Source organism: Pedobacter sp. GW460-11-11-14-TSB4 (genome assembly GCF_059423705.1).
In genome coordinates, this window is sequence record NZ_JBWKYI010000004.1 from 270,557 (window position 1) to 289,828 (window position 19,272).

The window sequence follows — 19,272 nt, forward strand, 5'->3', positions numbered from 1 at the left end:
AATAAATTTTATCAGTTTGGGCAAGGAAAATCACATCAATACAAAAAAAATAAATGCACCCTTAGATCTTGAAGTTCTTTACAAGGTTTTGGATGCGTCAGTAACCGGAATTGTTATCACCGATAATCTGTTGCCAGACAATCCGATAATCTACTGCAACCCTGCTTTCGAAGAAATTACGGGATATAAAAGAAACGAGATCATTGGCCATAACTGTAGGTTCCTCCAGGGCAGGGATCGCCAGCAGCCTGAGCGCCAGGCAATTTCGACTGCACTTGCCAGCGGAGAGAGTTGCAGGGTTGAGATTAGAAATTACACCAAAAAGGGCAAATTGTTCTATAATGAACTGTATATATCGCCAGTTAAAGAAGAAAATGGTAACATCACACATTTTATTGGCATACAGAATGACGTGTCTTCCAGGCGGAGGTCCCAACAGGAACTCGAACTGGTGCAACAAGAGACAGAACGGAAAGTTGAAGAACGAACCAGAATGTACCGGGAGAGCCAGGAATATTTAAGCAGCATCGTTGAAACCATTCGGGAGAGCCTTGTTGTGATGGACAAACACTATAGGGTGCTAAGCGCCAACAAGCATTTCCTCAATACTTTCAAGGTTTCTATAAATGAAACAAAGGGAAAGTTGCTTTACGATCTTGGTAATGGTCAATGGAATATTCCGGAGCTAAAAAAGATGATGGAAGAAATCCTTCCTACCAACAATCCGGTACTGGACTATGAAGTTGAACATGAATTTCCGCATATCGGCAAAAAACTGATGCTTCTTAATGCCCACCGCATTGAGCTTGAAGGCAGATATAAGGATTGGATATTGCTTGCAATTGAGGATATTACAGATCAGCGGGCACTACAGCAGCGTAAGGATGATTTTCTTTCCATTGCCAGCCACGAGCTTAAAACACCGCTAACTACCATTGTTGGATATATGCAGCTTATGAACAAGCTGATGCCTGATAATGCGAGTGATAAGTTTAAAGCTGTGGTAGAAAAAACAGGAAAGTATATCCAGCGCCTAAATCAACTATTGTCCGAACTTCTGGATGTATCCAGGATCCAGACCGGCAACATCACCCTTCACCGTGAGGATTTCGACTTTGATAAAATGGTGGCTGATACTGTTGAGAGTATGAGAGCAGCAACGCCATCAAGAAAAATTTCCCTTACGGGAAAAATTGGCAGAAATTTTAACGGGGATGAATCCCATCTCATTCAGGTTGTTTCAAATTTGTTGAGCAATGCGATCAAATATTCTGCTGATCACACGGAAATCCAGGTCCAGGTTTCATCCATTAGCGATTTTATCAAGGTATCTGTAATTGATGAAGGCATGGGCATTAATGAGGATGAACTAGCTAAGGTTTTTGACCGCTTCTACCGCGTCGGAGAGGTACACAAACATTATCCGGGAATGGGAATTGGACTTTATCTTTGCCAGCAGATTATTACCAACCATGGCGGCACCATATGGGCCGAAAGCCAGAAAAACGTTGGATCTACCTTCAACTTTACCTTACCGATGTATTAGCAGTCCGATCAAAATATGAAAGATAAAAAGATTCTGATTTGTGATGATGATTTAGGCATACTGGAAATGCTGGAACTGTTTTTGGAAGATGAAGGCTACCAGGTGCTAATTGAGCCTAACAGTATTAATGCGCTTAAAACAATCGAACGGGAGTCGCCGCATCTTATTCTTCTTGACATTTGGATGCCTAAGATATCAGGTGACCAGATCCTGAGGTCATTAAGACAGAACAGCAAAATTGCCTTAATTCCGGTATTAATGTACTCTGCGAGCACTGATGGCAAAAATATTGCTGAAAGCTGCGGAGCCGACGCCTATGTCCCCAAACCTTTCGATCTTAATGTGTTGCTGGATGAGATTGAGAAACTGATTGATAAATGATTGCTCAACGGCTTAACAGGTTGAGAACCTTTCGAACGTTATTTTTTGAGGGTTCTAAAATGATCCGGAAATATTAAAAGCATAAATATGTACATTTTTTAATTTCAGCTAATGGTAAACCATCTTAGGAATACAGAGTTGTGAAGCAAAAACAATGGCAGGTTTAGGCAAATGCAAAAACCTTCCCGCGTATCACATCTGAAAGGTATATCTGGCACTCAATATCACGAAAAAGAATCGGGATTTAAAATCTGAAGACAGGTGCGATACGCATTAGCAATGCAGAAGATAAATTTCACTTCAATATTTCGCAGCACTACACACAGCTCTAAACTAACATTAAAATGGCATGCATAAAATTTCTGCAAGTTGCTTAGCTATATTTCTGCTAATGGCTTATTTATTTCTCAACACTACCAATTATTCATTTTTCAGGATGTACAACATCAAACCGCTGAAATGACGGAAACGTTTAATCGTATTTACCTGATAAACAAGGGATTAGAAGGCAAAAAAAGAGGGCAAAAGATCTTTAAAAATCCTTTGCCCTGTGAAGGGTGGCTGATGGGGCTCGAACCCACGACCCTCGGCACCACAAACCAATACTCTAACCAACTGAGCTACAGCCACCGTGTTTTTTGATGTCACAAAAGTACGACTTTTAATATTCCATGCAAATATTTTTTTCAAAGTTTTTACAACAAATTTTTAATTCCTTAACATTCAATTATTTGAAATCGAAAAAAAAATTCAAAAGCAGATAAAACAAGCTATTTTGAACCTAAAAACATAACTTTACGGCGTTTATGATCGAAATTTACACAGACGGAGCAGCTAGCGGAAACCCGGGACCAGGTGGTTGGGGAACAATTTTAAGGGCAGGACAACACTATAAAGAATTAAGTGGTGGCTTTAGGATGACCACAAATAACCGCATGGAACTATTGGCTGTAATAAAAGGATTAGAAGCATTAAAAAGCTTAAATCAGCAGGTAACAGTTTATTCTGATTCGAAATATGTAGTAGATGCGGTGGAGAAGAAATGGGTCTTCGGCTGGGTAACCAAAAATTTCAAGGATAAGAAAAACAAAGACCTATGGTTAAGGTTTCTGGAACTGTATAAACTTCACAAAGTGAAATTTATCTGGATTAAAGGCCACAACGATCACCCGGAAAATGAACGTTGCGACCGTTTAGCTGTTTTTGCCTCGCAAGACAAGCAAAACCTGGCTGTAGATACTTTTTTTGAAGTAGAAAGAAGCAAAATTTAGTTAATGTTAATCAATTCCACCGATTACATTTAAATTTTCCAGTTTGGCTTCTACTGTTGGCTCAATTGAAATTGATTTTGCAGTATACAATAACATCATTTCTTCGGCCTTTTCTACCATATGTTTTGATCCGATAAAAATCGGAACCCTTTGATGCAGTTCTGTTGGCTCAATTTCGAGTATACGGTCAAAACCTGTACTGGCTTTGCCCCCAGCCTGCTCAATAATAAAAGCCATTGGATTACATTCGTATAACAACCTTAACTTGCCGTTAGGCGAGCGCGAAGTAGTTGGGTAAATATAAATACCGCCTTTAATTAAATTCCGGTGGATATCGCCAACCATCGAACCAATATAACGCGAAGTGTATGGGCGTTTAGTCGCTTCATCCTCTACCTGGCAGTATTTGATGTACTTTTTAACGCCATCAGGGAAGTGAACATAATTACCTTCGTTTACCGAGTATAGATAACCTGTTTCGGGTATTTTCATCTGGGGGTGCGATAAACAGAACTCACCAATTGACGGATCTAATGTAAAACCGTTAACCCCCTTCCCTGTGGTATAAACCAACATGGTAGATGAGCCATATATAATGTAACCGGCAGCCACCTGTTCAGTGCCTTTTTGCAATACATCAGTTATGCTCGCCCTACCATCAACGGATTTTCTGCGATAAATAGAGAAAATAGTCCCTACAGCTACGTTTACATCTGTATTCGAAGAGCCATCTAAAGGATCAATACACACAATATATTTAGCATTTTGCGAAACCGGCGATTCGATGTGGATGATTTCGTCTTCTTCTTCGGTAGCAACAATACAGCATTCGCCACCACTGGTTAATGCAGCAATAAATTGTTCATCTGCATAAACATCTAACTTTTTTTGTTCCTCACCCTGAATATTGGTGGTTCCCATATCGCCCAAAATATCAACTAAACCCGCTTTATTAATTTCGCGGTTTACAATTTTAGCGGCAATACCAATATCCCTTAACAACCTCGAAAGTTCTCCTTTAGCATATGGGAAATCTGCTTGTTTTTCTATAATAAATTGTCCTAATGTTTTAACGCCACAAACCATACTTAGTGTATATTTTACATTATCTACCCGATAACTCTATAACCTCTAAGGTATGAATATTTTCATCAGTTATACAAAATCTAATAAGGGTTCTCACTTTGTGCCAACCGTGTTTTCCAGCTGCTCCGGGGTTTATATGCAAACATTTTATTTTTTCGTCGAACATTACTTTTAAAATATGCGAGTGCCCGGTAATAAATAATTTAGGAGGGTTAGTGTATATTTCTGCCTTAATTGAAGACGAGTACCTCCCCGGGTATCCACCAATATGGGTCATCCAAACATCAACCCCCTCACAGCTAAATCGATTTTGCTCTGGGAATTCCGCTCTAATTGCAGCATCATCAATATTTCCAAACACACCACGCAGTGGCTTAAACGCCGCCAGGGGCTCGGCCACATGAGGTCCAAAATCCCCGGCATGCCAAATTTCATCTACACCATCAAAGTGTTTAAAAACCGCATCATCTAAAAAACCATGGGTATCAGAAATTAATCCTATTTTTTTCATTATGTATACTTAATTGTGCCCCGTAATTTACAGGATTAGCAAAATCTTTAGATCGCTTTTCACTAAAATAAATCCTTCAAGGCCTAAAAAAAACTTAAGAAACGGCGGCTGAATGCTAAAAAAGATACAATTATGATTGTACAATATTACCATCATCACGCAAGCTTCAACAAGCAAATTTCTTTTAGAAACTGGTTAGAATGCCAGGAAAAAATCTTTAAGCAATTCTTTATAAACTATGGTATGCTGTTTTAAAGATTCATAAATATTAAAGTCTCTTTCTTTTGAAACAATTTCACCCCTTTTCAAACAAATTACCTGTCTAAAGGTTGGTTTGCTTTGATCAGAATGAATATGGATCCGCTCTGCAAGGAACAAACCATAGTCAGCAGCGCTACTAATAACCTCATTTGCCTGTTTTATTGGGAGAATAAGCCAGATCAATCCTCCGTCAGCTAAAAGGGAGTTTGATTTTTCAATTAATAACCTAAAAAAATCTTCATCAGCATGCCTTGCTATCCCCTTCCTGGATTCTTCACTTTTTAAATCATTCACAAAAAAGGGCGGATTAGAAACGATCAGATCAAATTTCGCTGAATGGCTAAACTGTTCGATAGCTACGTTGCTAATACTTAACCGGTCACTGAAAACTGACGACTGGAAATTCCGTTTAGCAGTTCCTGCAGCCTGTTCATCAATTTCTACAGCATGTATATTTGCGTCTGGAAAACGCTGAGCCAGCATCAATGCAATTACACCAGTACCTGTTCCAATATCCAGGATGTTTTTAGGTTCTTCCTGATTGGCCATCGCGGCAATTAAAACACCATCGGTATTAATCCTCATGGCACAACCCTTTTGGTCGACTTCAAATTGTTTGAATTTGAAAATACTCATATAAATGTTAAAACCTTACCCCTATCCTTATTGGTAAAAAAATTGATTGATGAACAAACCTGAATCCAGCTTTGTATTGCAAACTTAGCTTTTTTCCTACCTTATGCTCAACTCCCCCACTAAAATCAACAACTGTTCCGGTAGAACCATTAGCATATTGATTATTTATATGACTACTTCCTATCTTCAGATTAAATACCGGAGCAATCCTTGCCTTTACCGTTACATACTCCAGGTCACCAAAAACCGAATAACCATTAATTCCTCTGTAATTGACATAGGAAATACCTAAACCTAACCGAAGGTTTTCTTTATAGCTTACACCGTTGATCAAACTTAAATCTACACCATTAGGTGTCCCCCCAAGCTGATAACCCATCCAGCCTTCACCAATATCTATCTTTAACGGCCTTGCAAGAAAAAGGTGATACCCTGTTTCGATTTTACCTGTGTACTTAATTTGAGATTGGGCATGAAGATTTAGCGAGACATAAATTAATGTACAGCACAACAGCGTTCTTTTCATTTTGAGTGTTAATTTTAATTATGTAAATTCTAATTTTCGTAGAGTTCTAGAGGTAGGCCATCAGGATCGGCAAAAAAGGTAAAACGTTTATCGGTAAACTCATCAATACGAATAGGTTCGGTAATGATGCCCTGATTATTTAAACGCAAAATCTCTTTTTCTATATCCTCAACTTCGAAAGCTAAATGACGCAAACCCTGCGCCTCCGGACGTGAGGGGCGTGCAGGAGGATTTTCAAAAGAAAAAAGCTCGATCTGATATACACCATTTACTGCAAGATCCAATTTATACGACTTTCTTTCAGCCCGGTAAACTTCTGCCAAAACGGTAAAACCTAATTTATTCACATAAAAATCTTTTGATTTTTCGTAATCTGAACAGATAATAGCGATATGATGAATTTTATTGAACATAAATTTGATTTTAATAAGAAATACATTTGCAGCTTCAATTCCATAAGATTTCATCTAAATAAAGTCGTCATCTCGACCGAAGCATCGCGAAGTGGAGAGATCTACCTTGACAGATTTCTCGACTGCCTTGCAATCCGCCCGAAATGACGATCGGCGAGCAACATTAACGTCAAAAGTAATAAAAGCGCAATTATATTGTGCGCTTCAATAAGCTTTTTAAATTTTAAACGCTATTTTTGCAACTTCAAAAAAAAAGCATGATTCATTTCTTCCTTAGTCAATCGCAGGCGATTTTTGTTTTACAAACAGACAAAGCGCTTTCTACCACTGATATTACTAAACTTGAATGGTTATTTGGCGGTGCCAAAATCTCGCAAGAAACAGCTTTAACAGGCTTTTTCGTTGGACCAAGAGCAGCAATGATTACTCCATGGAGTACCAATGCCGTAGAGATTACCCAGAACATGGACATGCAGGGGATCATCAGGATTGAAGAATTTAAGCAGGTTGACGAAAACTTTGCTGATTTTGACCCGATGCTTTCTCAAAAATACAACAAGCTTGATCAAGAGGTATATACCATCAATATCAAGCCTGAGCCGATTTTAGAAATCACCGATATTGCAGCTTACAATAAACAGGAAGGGCTTTCTTTAAGTGATGAAGAAGTGGAGTATTTAAATACTTTAGCGCAAAAATTAGAAAGACCTTTAACCGACTCTGAAGTTTTTGGTTTCTCTCAGGTAAATTCGGAACACTGCCGTCATAAAATTTTTAATGGCAAATTTGTAATCGATGGCGTAGAACAGCCTACTTCTTTATTTAAGCTGATCCGCAAGACATCAGAAGAAAACCCTAACGATATTGTTTCGGCCTATAAAGATAACGTAGCTTTTATTAAAGGCCCTAAAGTGCAGCAATTTGCACCTAAACGTGCGGATGAACCTGATTATTACACGACAAGCGATTTCGAATCAGTCATCTCCTTAAAAGCCGAAACCCATAATTTCCCTACCACAGTTGAACCTTTTAACGGTGCAGCAACAGGTTCGGGAGGTGAAATCAGAGACCGTTTAGCAGGCGGACAAGGTTCATTGCCTTTAGCCGGAACTGCCGTTTATATGACTGCGCTTTCGCGTTTGGAAGATAACCGCCCATGGGAAAAAGGTGTAGAAGAAAGACAATGGTTATACCAAACCCCAATGGATATCCTGATCAAAGCATCAAATGGCGCTACAGATTTTGGAAATAAATTCGGGCAACCACTGATTACCGGTTCGGTTTTAACATTCGAACATGAAGAAGACAGCAGAAAATTAGGTTTCGATAAGGTAATTATGCTTGCAGGTGGTATCGGTTACGGTAAAGCCAGCCAGGCACAAAAACTTAAACCAAAAGAAGGCGATAATATCGTTATCCTCGGTGGCGAAAATTATAGAATCGGGATGGGCGGTGCAGCAGTTTCGTCTGCAGATACCGGTCAGCACGGAAGCGGAATTGAATTAAACGCGATTCAGCGATCAAATCCCGAAATGCAAAAACGTGCAGCCAATGCAGTACGTGGTATGGTAGAAAGCGATCACAATTCGATTATCTCGATCCACGATCATGGTGCAGGCGGACACTTAAACTGTTTATCAGAACTGGTTGAAGAAACCGGTGGTTTAATCGACTTAGATAAACTGCCAGTTGGCGACCCTACCCTTTCGGCCAAAGAAATTATCGGTAACGAATCGCAGGAAAGAATGGGATTGGTAATCGGAAACGATCATATCGAAACCTTACAAAAAATAGCCGACCGCGAACGTTCACCAATGTATACCGTAGGTAAAGTAACCGGCGATCACCGTTTTACCTTTAAATCTGCAACAACAGGTGTAAAACCAATGGATTTTGAGTTGGCCGCCATGTTTGGCAGCTCACCAAAAATTGTAATGGACGATCAAACCATCGATCGCAAATACGAAGCTATTGAATATAATAAAGCTGAATTAAATACCTATTTAGAGCAAGTGCTTCAATTAGAAGCAGTGGCATCGAAAGATTGGTTAACCAATAAAGTAGATCGTTGTGTGGGTGGCCGTGTAGCCAAACAGCAATGTGCAGGTCCGTTACAATTGCCATTAAATAACTGTGGTGTAATGGCTTTAGATTTTCAGGGTAAAGAAGGTATTGCCACTTCAGTTGGCCATGCACCACTTTCGGCGCTGATTGATCCTGCTGCTGGTAGCCGCAATGCCATTGCCGAATCGCTATCGAATATTGTTTGGGCTCCTTTAAAAGATGGTTTAAAAAGTGTTTCACTTTCTGCCAACTGGATGTGGGCTTGTAAAAACGAAGGTGAAGATGCCCGTTTATATGCAGCAGTAAAAGCCTGTTCTGATTTTGCCATCGATTTAGGAATCAATATCCCAACCGGAAAGGATTCGTTATCGATGAAACAGAAATACAAAGATGGTGATGTGATTGCACCTGGAACGGTGATTATTTCTGCAGGAGCAAATTGCGATGATATTACCAAAGTAGTTGAGCCTGTCCTTCAAAAAAATGGCGGTTCGATTTATTACATTAACCTATCAAACGATACTTATAAATTAGGCGGTTCATCTTTCGCGCAGATTTTAAACAAAATCGGTACGGAAACCCCTGATGTAAAAGAAGCTGATCAATTTAAAACAGCTTTCAATACACTACAACAATTAATTAAAGCGGATAAAATCCAGGCCGGTCACGATATTGGCAGTGGTGGTTTAATTACCACCTTACTGGAAATGTGTTTTGCTGACCGCGATTTAGGCGCTTCGATCGATTTGTCTTCATTAGCAGAGGCTGATAGCATTAAAGTATTCTTTGCAGAGAACATTGGTATCGTTTTCCAGGCTGATGCTTCGGTTGAAGATACTTTTGCACAGGCTGGCATTGCTTTCCACAAAATTGGAGAAGTAAATGCTTCAGCTAAACTGGACGTTAAAAACGCCGCAGATCACTATAGTTTCGACATTGATCACTTACGTGATGTTTGGTTTAAAACTTCGTACCTGTTAGATAACAAACAAACCGGTAATGGCCTGGCAAAAGAACGTTACGATAATTATAAAAACCATGTTTTAAATTACACTTTCCCATTACAATTTGATGGAAAGAAACCTGTAATTGACGCAACTAAACCGCGTCCAAAGGCAGCCATTATCCGCGAAAAAGGAAGTAACTCTGAACGCGAACTGGCCAATGCCATGTACCTGGCAGGTTTTGATGTGAAAGATGTTCACATGACCGATTTAATTACCGGAAGAGAAACTTTAGAAGATATTCAGTTTATCGGTGCAGTAGGTGGTTTCTCTAACTCTGATGTTTTAGGATCAGCCAAAGGTTGGGCAGGTGCATTTTTATACAACGAAAAAGCAAGGGTAGCTTTAGAGAAATTCTTTGCCCGTCCTGATACTTTATCGGTTGGTGTTTGTAATGGTTGCCAGTTGTTTGTAGAGCTGGGCTTAATTAATAAAGACCACGAAGAAAAACCAAAAATGCTGCACAACAAAAGCGGTAAACACGAAAGTATTTTCACTTCCTTAACCTTACAGGAAAATAATTCGGTGATGTTATCTACCCTGGCCGGAAGCACTTTAGGCGTTTGGGTATCACACGGTGAAGGCAGATTCTCATTACCATATGCAGAAGATAAATATAAAATCGTAGCGAAATATGCTTACGAAACTTACCCGGCCAGTCCGAATGGATCAGATTACAACACCGCAATGTTATGCGATGAAAGTGGTCGCCACCTGGTAATGATGCCGCACATCGAACGTTCATTGTTCCAATGGCACTGGGCAAATTACCCGCAAGGCCGTAAAGATGAAGTTTCGCCCTGGATGGAAGCCTTTGTAAATGCACGCAAGTGGATTGAAAATAAAGGATAAGGAACTGATGGAAGATGTAAAATGGATGATGGAATTAAAACCATCGTCCATTTTTAGTTTACAGACCTCTATCTCAAACGAAATGTCTACACCGTGCCGTCATCTCGAGCGAAATGCAACGCAGTCGAGAGATCTGTCGAGATAAATTTCTCCCCGCCTGTACGGGCAGGCATTTCGCTACCGGTGAAACCTGCAAGCTTCAGTCGAAATGACGGTTTAATTCTATTCTTCTAAATAATTTTTATGATGAAATGAGCGTTCCGCCTTCCATAGCTGCTGTACACCCGCCATCGCTTATAGTCCTCGTTCCGCTGCGCTTCACTGCGGGCTAACCGCTCTGTCGGGTTTGTTGAACAAAAGCCTGCTCTTCAGCATACGGCCTGTTTCTGCGCTTGCAATAAACCTTTCATCGTACCACCAGTCTTGCTACCTAAACCCGACCGAAGTGGAAAACCCACAGCCTGAGGTACGAGGGCGAGGATTTGAAACAAAGCGCGGGACGGTAATGACAAAAAGGTGCTGTTTTTGCTTTCCAAAATTAAAAAATAAATATTTACCCGTAGCAGCAGCTTTATAAATAGATTTCCGTACCGCTATTGATTAAAAGTGGGGAAAGAGTAACATTCCGCTAACACAACAAAAACGGCCTGAGCTTTCGCCCAAACCGTTTCAATTTACCCAACCTCACATTTTTTTCTAAAAGAGCATTAATAGAAAAGTTATTTAGTCGTCATGCTGAACTTGTTTCAGCATCTTCCTTCGGGTTAGCCACTGAAACAATTTCAGGGCGACGGGTTTACCTCCCTCTTCCATTTCAAATCCCCTGCACATCTTTCCTCACCTCTTTGCGCCACCCCCTTCCATATTTACGATCCATAAAAGAAGCTACTACTTTATTATAATCTTCAATGGAAAGGCCTGAAGGCATTACACACCCAAAATCATAATAATCTACACCATACTTCTTTTCAAATATTTCCTGTCCTTTAACATATGTAGATACAATACCTCCACGGATTAGAAATTTAATTTTTCCGTTCTTTAAATCGGTATTGGCCAGTTTAATGCTGTATATTTTAGCAGTATCTACATGATTTATCACTTTAGCATTTAAATGAAGCGTTGCAAAGCAAAGAAACAGTAATATTAAAAAGGACTTTTTCATTTTTGAAGATTTTAATTAGAAATGGTAAAGTTAATCGCCATATTATACTTTACCCGCACTGGTACACCTCTATTTTTACCGGGTTTCCATAGCGGCGATTTTTTAATCACTTTAATGGCTTCTTCATCGCAGCCGAAACCAAGCCCCCTTAACACCTTAACATCGGTAACAGAACCATCTTTCTCTACCACGAAACTCACAAATACTTTCCCTTGAACATTTTCTTCCTGGGCCTGATATGGATATCTTAAATTACGTTCCATATATTTAGACCAGGCCTTGGCGCCACCATTAAATTCAGGGTACTCATCAACTCCACCCAGATCTATAACTGCATTCGGATCGCCGGTTCCTGCACCATCCTTTGCTACACCTGAACCATCCCCATTCCCCTTATTATCGGTTAAAACTGCATTAGGCGCAACTACTCCATCCTGGGTTTTATCACTAATCACTGCATCCTGTATTTCTTTAATCGTTGGTGGATCAGGCAGATCTACTTTATTAACCACTACGACCTGCGATGGAAGCGCTATCGTTTTAACCTTTACCGGATCTGCTTTTGCAGGTTCTATCTTTTTCTCTGGTTCAGGGGTTTTAGGTTTCATCTGATGGATCACATCTGTTAAATCGACAGGCCTTGCAATTTCTACAGTTACCTCTTCCTTCGGAAACAACTTTGCATAAATTAAAGGAGAGAAACACAGGAGGATAAATAAGCTTCCGGATACAAAAAGCGCCCTCGTCATAATCGACGAAGATTTAGATCTTAAATCATAAGCGCCATAATTTTTGTTGCGGTTTGCAAATACAAGATCGAGCCACTCGGTTTTGTATACGTTAATTGAAGAGTTGAACATAGCTTTTATTTTTATAGCATGATGCAGCTAAATCTTCAATTCCATAAAACATTCGAAAAATCTATTTTCTTTACAAAAAATGAAATTTTTCATCTGAAAAACATTTTTTTATTTCATTTTCAATAAAATTCATAAAAATAATACGATTCTTTTACGAAAATTAATAAAATATACTATTTTTGACAAAAAACATAACAAATTAATGAAAAGCTTAAGAACCATCGCATTAAAAGAGGCTCAAAACAGAATTTCACCAGAAGTTAAATCACCATCAGCAAAAATTTCTGACTTTTTTGGCGCTAATGTATTTGATAAGAGAAAAATGAGAGATTTCTTATCTAAGGACGTATATGAAAAATTAATATCATCCATCAACCAGGGTGAGTTAATCAACGCAGAAGACGCTAATCAGATTGCGACGGCAATGAAATCTTGGGCTATGGCAGCTGGTGCAACACACTACACACACTGGTTCCAACCATTAACTGGCACAACTGCCGAAAAACATGATTCATTTTTTGAGCCAAGCGGCGAAGGTGCAATTGAAAAATTTGCCGGCAGCGCTTTAGTTCAACAAGAACCAGATGCATCTAGTTTCCCTAACGGCGGTATCCGTAACACATTCGAGGCTCGTGGTTATACAGCATGGGATCCTTCTTCTCCAGCATTTATTATGGAAAGCAAAGCAGGTAAAACACTTTGTATCCCTACCGTATTTGTATCCTATACCGGTGAGGCCCTGGATTATAAAGCACCATTATTAAAAGCATTAGCTTCGCTTGATAAAGCGGCTGTTGATGTTTGTCAATATTTCGATAAAAGCATTACTAAAGTAAATGCATCTTTAGGTATCGAGCAAGAATATTTCTTAGTTGACGAGTCGTTGTTTAATGCCCGTCCAGATTTATTATTAACCGGCCGTGCTTTATTCGGACACATGTCTGCTAAAGGCCAGCAATTAGAAGATCACTATTTCGGTTCTATCCCTGAGCGCGTATTCAGCTACATGGTAGATTTCGAAAACGAAGCTTTAAAATTAGGTATTCCTTTAAAAACCCGTCACAATGAGGTGGCACCTTCTCAATTTGAGTGTGCGCCAATTTATGAAGAAATCAACTTAGCGATCGATCACAATCAGTTATTGATGGATTTGATGGAGAAAGTTGCCCGTCGTCACCACTTCCGTGTATTATTACACGAAAAACCATATGCAGGTATCAACGGATCAGGTAAACACAACAACTGGTCGTTAATTACCGATACTGGTAAAAACTTATTGGCACCAGGTAAAACACCTAAAAATAACTTAATGTTCCTTGCTTTCTTTGTAAACACAATTAAAGCCGTTAGCGAGCATGCCGATTTATTACGTGCAAGTATTGCATCAGTAAGCAACGATCACCGTTTAGGTGCTAACGAAGCGCCACCTGCAATTATCTCGATCTTCTTAGGTTCTCAACTGAACGATGTATTAGACGAGATTGAGCACTCACGTATCAGCAAAAAAATCAAAGAAGATAACGCACTTTGGTTAGGTATCCCTAAAATCCCTCAGATTTTATTAGACAATACCGACCGTAACCGTACTTCTCCTTTCGCATTTACAGGTAACAAATTTGAGTTGAGAGCTGTTGGATCATCAGCAAACTCTTCTGCTCCAATGACGATCTTAAACGCAATTATGGCAGAGCAATTGGTTAAATTTAAAGTTGAGGTTGATAAACTGATCAAAAAAGGTGATAAAAAAGACATCGCTTTATTAACTGTGATCAAAAAATACATCAAAGAATCTAAAAATATCCGTTTCGAAGGAAATGGTTATAGCCAGGAGTGGGAAGATGAAGCTGCAACACGCGGTTTATCAAACATCAAAACTACACCAAAAGCTCTAGATGCTTATTTAACTGAAAAATCTGCTGAGTTATTTGCTTCAACTGGTATTTATAGTGCACGTGAGATTCATGCCCGTCATGAAATCATGTTAGAAAACTTCTATAAAAAACTACAGATCGAAGCACGTGTAATGGGCGAAGTAGCAAACACGGCTATTATCCCTGCAGCAATTGCTTACCAAAATTCTTTAATTGAAAATGTTAAAGGATTAAAAGAACTTGGTGTTGACAGCAAATCATCATTAGATATCGTTAAAAAATTATCAGAGCACTTAGATATTGTGAAAACCAATATCGATGCGATGTTAGAAGAACGTAAATTAACCAACAAAATCGAAGATACCCGCGAGAAAGCGATTGCTTACGATGAGAAAGTTAAATCTTACTTCGATACCATCCGTTACCACGCTGATAAATTAGAGCAAATTGTTGACGATAGCGTTTGGCCTTTACCAAAATTCAGAGAATTATTATTCATGAAATAGATTTTAAGCCGTAAGGTTTAAGTATAGGGCGTAAGGTTTAACTTTACGCCCTTTTTTTTATTTAGTTCAGTAGTTCATTTGCCATTCGTTCATTAGTAACTGCTAATTTGGTTTATTGGTACCGCCAAATGGTTAACCGGTTCATTGGTTAACTGTAATTCCAGCGTGTCGTCAACCTATCCGATAGCTATCGGATTTATTTCAGGGTCTTCCCTGCTAAAAAGATCCTCCTTTGCACCTCCCTAGACCGTCATCCTCACCACCGTCGTCCTTTCGATTGAGGTGTAACGCAATGGAGAAATCCATTTCCAATATTTCCCACCTTAGCCAGGGCGTCATCTCGACTGGAGCGTAGCGGAACGGAGAGATCTATTTCATATATTTCTATTTAAAAAGATACTTCATTGCTAACAGAATGACAACTCACGGAGAAAGATAAACTTTAAAACAGCCCTTATTAATCATTGATTATCGGTATTTGATAAAAGCTGGTGGCCCACCGCAAAACGCCAAACGCCACACGCCAAACTTATCTTTAGCACAACAATTTAAAACCTTTTACCTTTTACCTTCCACCTTTTACCTCTAATCGCTATCTTTGCGCCAACATGAGTGATAACAGGTACAATCAACGCGGCGTTTCCGCCTCAAAAGAAGATGTGCACAATGCCATCAAAAACATCGATAAAGGAATTTTCCCAAAAGCATTCTGCAAAATCATCCCCGATATTTTAGGTGGCGATGAGGAATACTGTAATATCATGCATGCAGATGGCGCGGGTACCAAATCTTCTTTAGCTTACGTATACTGGAAAGAAACCGGAGATATCTCGGTTTGGAAAGGGATTGCACAAGATGCCATCATCATGAATATCGACGATTTAATCTGCGTGGGTGCTACCGATAATATTCTCTTATCATCAACCATTGGCAGAAATAAAAACCTCATCCCGGGTGAAGTAATTGCTGCTGTAATTAACGGAACAGAAGAAATTTTAGCCGATTTACGCGAACAGGGTATCTCGATCTATTCAACCGGTGGCGAAACTGCCGATGTTGGCGACCTGGTAAGAACGATTATCGTTGATTCTACGGTAACTTGCCGCTTAAAGCGCGAAGACATCATCAGCAACGATAATATTAAACCTGGCGACGTAATTGTGGCGCTAGCCTCTTCCGGACAAGCTACTTACGAAACAGAATACAATGGCGGTATGGGTTCGAACGGATTAACCTCTGCGCGTCATGATGTTTTTGATAAAGCAGTAGCCAACAATTACCCTGAAAGTTTCGATCCGGCTGTTCCATTCGATCTGGTTTTCTCTGGAAGGAAACAATTAACAGAAGAGATCGATATTGAAGGATTTTGCAAAACGACGGTAGGAAAACTGGTGTTATCGCCAACCCGCACTTATGCACCTGTAATTAAAAAGATTTTAGAAAACTACCGCAGTCAGATTAATGGCATTGTACATTGCAGTGGTGGTGCGCAAACCAAGGTATTGCATTTCATCAACGATGATATCCATGTCATCAAAAATAACTTATTCCCAATCCCTACCCTATTTAAACTGATTCAGGAGCAATCGGGTACCGATTGGAAAGAAATGTATAAAGTATTTAACATGGGGCACCGCATGGAGCTTTATGTGCCTCAGGAGATTGCTGAAGATATCATTGAAATTTCAAAAAGTTTCAATATCGATGCGCAGATTATTGGTCGCGTAGAAAAAGGCGAACAGAAACAGGTAACCATCGAAAGCGAAAAAGGAACTTTTGTTTATCAATAAGGAATAAGATACAAAACCAAAAAGGCTAGTGAATTAAATCTCAGCAGCCTTTTGGTTTTGTTCGGAGTTTCATTTTCTGATTTTTTTATTCTTCTTGGCTTAAATCATCAATTCGCTCGTCACAGAATAAAATTTATAGCTATTTAAAAATTTCAAATTAGTTCTCTATTTAGAAAATACTTCATCGCAAATTTGATACAAATATGAAACTAGCTTCATATCCTCAAGTTATATATTTATTATAACTTTTCTCTACTTCAAAGTTGGATTTAATATCTATAACCTATCCCAGATGTAAGGGCAAATGAAGATGAACTATAATATCTATAATTTCCATATTCTGAGCTATATTCGGTTAAAGCCGTCCCTAAATATACAGAATGACTTCCTACTGGAGCCGTTAGTTCACCTATATCTGCGCCACTACCTTGAAGACTACCGAAACTATTAATATACCTTATCCTAACAGGGTTAACTAAATCAATTGGAGTATTAAAATTTGCGTCGCTAAAGAACTCTAAGGATATAAAGTATTCAAACCTAGCATCTTCATTTGTAATGCTACTATTATAATACGAGCCATCTTCGTTATAAACAGAAACCAATTTAACATAGATTGGTCTATATAAATAATTCACCCCATCAATATCACCTTGTGAAAGATGATCGCTGTCTCCCCATGTAGTACCGTCTTTTCTAGTCATTTGTGGTGATGTATTTGAACCTACCCTGGCTTCGGCAACATTAGAACGATATAACATTATCGAATTAAAATCAAAAGTTCCGATTTGAAAACCAGATCTTCCTAACACATCGTAAGTTTTATATTGATCTGTCCAATCAGCATTGATATTTGAAAAATCAATATTAATATATTGATCACGATCGGCCCTGGTTTGTTCGTGCATCAGCCCCACAGCATGTCCTATTTCGTGGATGACGGTAGACTCATCGGCACTGGCGGCTAACCTAATAGCTTGCTCACCCCCAATCATACCTAATTTAGAATCTCCAGCTCCATTTTCTGGCAGCCCTGCAAAATTGATATAATTAGCTTGATTAGTCCGTTGTACAAAACGAATTGGTGTGCTAGATTCCCAAGCGTTAATCGCACTTAAAATGTCTGAGCTATGAGTGGCATCATTAATCACATAATAAATAATTCCACCAGGCCATAACTTTTGATATTCTGCTGTAAAAGTGCTTCTTGGTGTAGTTTCTTTACCATTCCCAATCTTATTATATTCCAAATAAGCAATCTGATCTTTTGATAAAATAACATCACCACCAACAACATATTCCCCTTTATTGTTAATTGCAACGGTTACTTGTCCACCATTTTTTAAATGATAGGTTATGGTTTTTCCAGGAGCTTGTGGCTGCTCTCCTTTAATTGAGCCTTCTTTTTTACACGCACTCGTAAAAATGATGAGTAGGGCAAAAATGTAATAGATTTTTTTCATGTTAGATGTTTTAGCATTTTAATTCTTATTTAATTATTGCGTAAACAAACACACATCTGCTATAAAAGCGCATAAATTTGGGATGAATTTTGATTAGAAATCATAGGGAGGTGCCTACACAGGCAAAAGATTAATATTCTAATACGAGGAAGAGGTATAATTTCCAGAGAGCGCGTTTTTATAAAAGTTGTTTTTTGTCTTCTGTCACAAAAATAGCCACTGACTATCAATATAGTTATTTTTTTACATCAAGTAGTTGTTTTATTACATGAAACACAATAACTAGTCATACATTCATTAAAAAACCGCCACCCCCTTACCTTTATATCTTTATCGATACATTCTTAAATTTTATTGGCACAACATTTATTTTTGCTGATATAAGTGTATATTGGATTTAACAAATTACTCCTAACAGGAATAAAAACAATGATCAATGTATATCTACTAGGTGCAGGTAAACATGCCGCTGAACTAAGCGAGTATTTCAATGGTTCGGATGAGTATCTTTTAACCGGATACATCATCAATTTAGAAGATGCGGTAAATCATCCAAACCTAACGAAGCCTATTATTTCGCTGCCCTCTTTTTTAGAAAAACATCCCACGACTTTAAATATTGCATTAATTGGGGCAATAGGCAATTATGAAAGAAAATCTATCATTGAGCCTTTAGAAAACAAAGGTTACCCATTTATCAATATCATCCACCACCATAATTACATCAGTTCTTCGATTAAAATTGGCGAAGGAAACTGCATTGCCCCAGGTTGCGTAATTAATGCAAACGTGCGTATCGGCAACCATTGCATTGTGAATTCAAACTGCAACATCAGCCACGATTGTATTTTAGAAAATTATGTAACCATTTCCCCTGGTGTAACCATTGCGGGCAATGTACATATTCATGAAGGTGTTTTTATCGGTTCAGGTGCAACCGTCATTCCGGGTATAAGCATCGGAAAAGGAGCTTATGTTGCTGCCGGCGCCTGTGTGACAAAAGATGTTCCGCCCCATGTAATGGTGGCTGGCGTACCGGCAAGGGTTAAAAAAGAGGTAGGATAAT

Annotated in this window: 15 protein-coding genes and 1 tRNA gene; 7 read left to right on the forward strand and 9 right to left on the reverse strand. The window is 38.9% G+C overall.

Annotated features, from left to right (window positions below; all coding sequences use genetic code 11):
• The first annotated feature begins 16 nt into the window (after positions 1–16).
• Both AC07YT_RS06640 and AC07YT_RS06645 read left to right on the forward strand, forming a co-directional pair.
• Entirely contained in the window at positions 17–1,546 is a 1,530-nt protein-coding gene (locus tag AC07YT_RS06640) for a sensor histidine kinase (RefSeq protein ID WP_494945241.1), read from the forward strand.
• A gap of 15 nt (positions 1,547–1,561) precedes the next feature.
• On the forward strand, positions 1,562–1,927 hold the full coding sequence (locus tag AC07YT_RS06645; RefSeq protein ID WP_086545563.1) for a response regulator: 366 nt from the start codon (positions 1,562–1,564) through the stop codon (positions 1,925–1,927).
• A gap of 556 nt (positions 1,928–2,483) precedes the next feature.
• Here the strand turns inward: AC07YT_RS06645 and AC07YT_RS06650 are convergent.
• Positions 2,484–2,557, reverse strand: a tRNA-His gene (locus AC07YT_RS06650).
• 176 nt (positions 2,558–2,733) lie between these two features.
• Here AC07YT_RS06650 and rnhA point away from each other — a divergent pair.
• On the forward strand, positions 2,734–3,198 hold the full coding sequence (gene rnhA, locus AC07YT_RS06655; RefSeq protein ID WP_086545562.1) for a ribonuclease HI: 465 nt from the start codon (positions 2,734–2,736) through the stop codon (positions 3,196–3,198).
• A gap of 6 nt (positions 3,199–3,204) precedes the next feature.
• On the opposite strand, the gene fbp is transcribed toward rnhA, so the two are convergent.
• The 5 genes from fbp to gloA2 form a co-directional block, all read right to left on the reverse strand.
• Positions 3,205–4,284 (reverse strand): class 1 fructose-bisphosphatase, encoded by a 1,080-nt coding sequence (gene fbp / locus AC07YT_RS06660; RefSeq protein ID WP_086545561.1) that lies wholly within the window; start codon positions 4,282–4,284, stop codon positions 3,205–3,207.
• A gap of 19 nt (positions 4,285–4,303) precedes the next feature.
• Positions 4,304–4,795, reverse strand: coding sequence for a metallophosphoesterase family protein (locus AC07YT_RS06665; protein ID WP_086545560.1), 492 nt, complete (start codon positions 4,793–4,795; stop codon positions 4,304–4,306).
• 195 nt (positions 4,796–4,990) lie between these two features.
• Positions 4,991–5,692, reverse strand: a complete 702-nt coding sequence (locus tag AC07YT_RS06670) for a tRNA1(Val) (adenine(37)-N6)-methyltransferase (RefSeq protein ID WP_086545559.1) — start codon at positions 5,690–5,692, stop codon at positions 4,991–4,993.
• Positions 5,693–5,699: 7 nt separating this feature from the next.
• A complete protein-coding gene (locus AC07YT_RS06675) occupies positions 5,700–6,218 on the reverse strand; it encodes a hypothetical protein (RefSeq protein ID WP_086545558.1) in 519 nt (172 codons plus the stop codon).
• A 29-nt stretch (positions 6,219–6,247) separates the two neighbouring features.
• Positions 6,248–6,631: an SMU1112c/YaeR family gloxylase I-like metalloprotein gene (gloA2, locus tag AC07YT_RS06680; RefSeq protein ID WP_086549271.1), complete on the reverse strand. Its 384-nt coding sequence runs from the start codon at positions 6,629–6,631 to the stop codon at positions 6,248–6,250.
• 257 nt (positions 6,632–6,888) lie between these two features.
• Here gloA2 and purL point away from each other — a divergent pair, with 257 nt between their 5' ends.
• Positions 6,889–10,551, forward strand: coding sequence for a phosphoribosylformylglycinamidine synthase (gene purL, locus AC07YT_RS06685; protein ID WP_086545557.1), 3,663 nt, complete (start codon positions 6,889–6,891; stop codon positions 10,549–10,551).
• An 814-nt stretch (positions 10,552–11,365) separates the two neighbouring features.
• On the opposite strand, the gene AC07YT_RS06690 is transcribed toward purL, so the two are convergent.
• Together AC07YT_RS06690 and AC07YT_RS06695 are read right to left on the reverse strand one after the other, a co-directional pair.
• The gene (locus tag AC07YT_RS06690; RefSeq protein WP_086545556.1) at positions 11,366–11,716 is read right to left on the reverse strand and encodes an FEKKY domain-containing protein; all 351 of its coding nucleotides are present in this window, start codon (positions 11,714–11,716) and stop codon (positions 11,366–11,368) included.
• An 11-nt stretch (positions 11,717–11,727) separates the two neighbouring features.
• Positions 11,728–12,576 (reverse strand): energy transducer TonB, encoded by an 849-nt coding sequence (locus AC07YT_RS06695; RefSeq protein ID WP_086545555.1) that lies wholly within the window; start codon positions 12,574–12,576, stop codon positions 11,728–11,730.
• Between the two features lie 202 nt (positions 12,577–12,778).
• On the opposite strand from AC07YT_RS06695, the gene AC07YT_RS06700 reads away from it, so the two are divergent.
• Positions 12,779–14,953, forward strand: coding sequence for a glutamine synthetase III family protein (locus AC07YT_RS06700; protein ID WP_086545554.1), 2,175 nt, complete (start codon positions 12,779–12,781; stop codon positions 14,951–14,953).
• Positions 14,954–15,561: 608 nt separating this feature from the next.
• Positions 15,562–16,743 carry an AIR synthase related protein gene (locus AC07YT_RS06705; RefSeq protein ID WP_086545553.1) on the forward strand — a complete coding sequence of 394 codons (1,182 nt, stop codon included), beginning with the start codon at positions 15,562–15,564 and terminating at the stop codon, positions 16,741–16,743.
• Between the two features lie 269 nt (positions 16,744–17,012).
• Here the strand turns inward: AC07YT_RS06705 and AC07YT_RS06710 are convergent, their stop codons facing one another.
• On the reverse strand, positions 17,013–18,206 hold the full coding sequence (locus AC07YT_RS06710) for a M12 family metallopeptidase (RefSeq protein WP_086545552.1): 1,194 nt from the start codon (positions 18,204–18,206) through the stop codon (positions 17,013–17,015).
• A 429-nt stretch (positions 18,207–18,635) separates the two neighbouring features.
• Between AC07YT_RS06710 and AC07YT_RS06715 the strand changes: the two genes are divergently transcribed.
• A complete protein-coding gene (locus AC07YT_RS06715) occupies positions 18,636–19,271 on the forward strand; it encodes an acetyltransferase (RefSeq protein ID WP_086545551.1) in 636 nt (211 codons plus the stop codon).
• The last annotated feature ends 1 nt before the right edge of the window (position 19,272 follow it).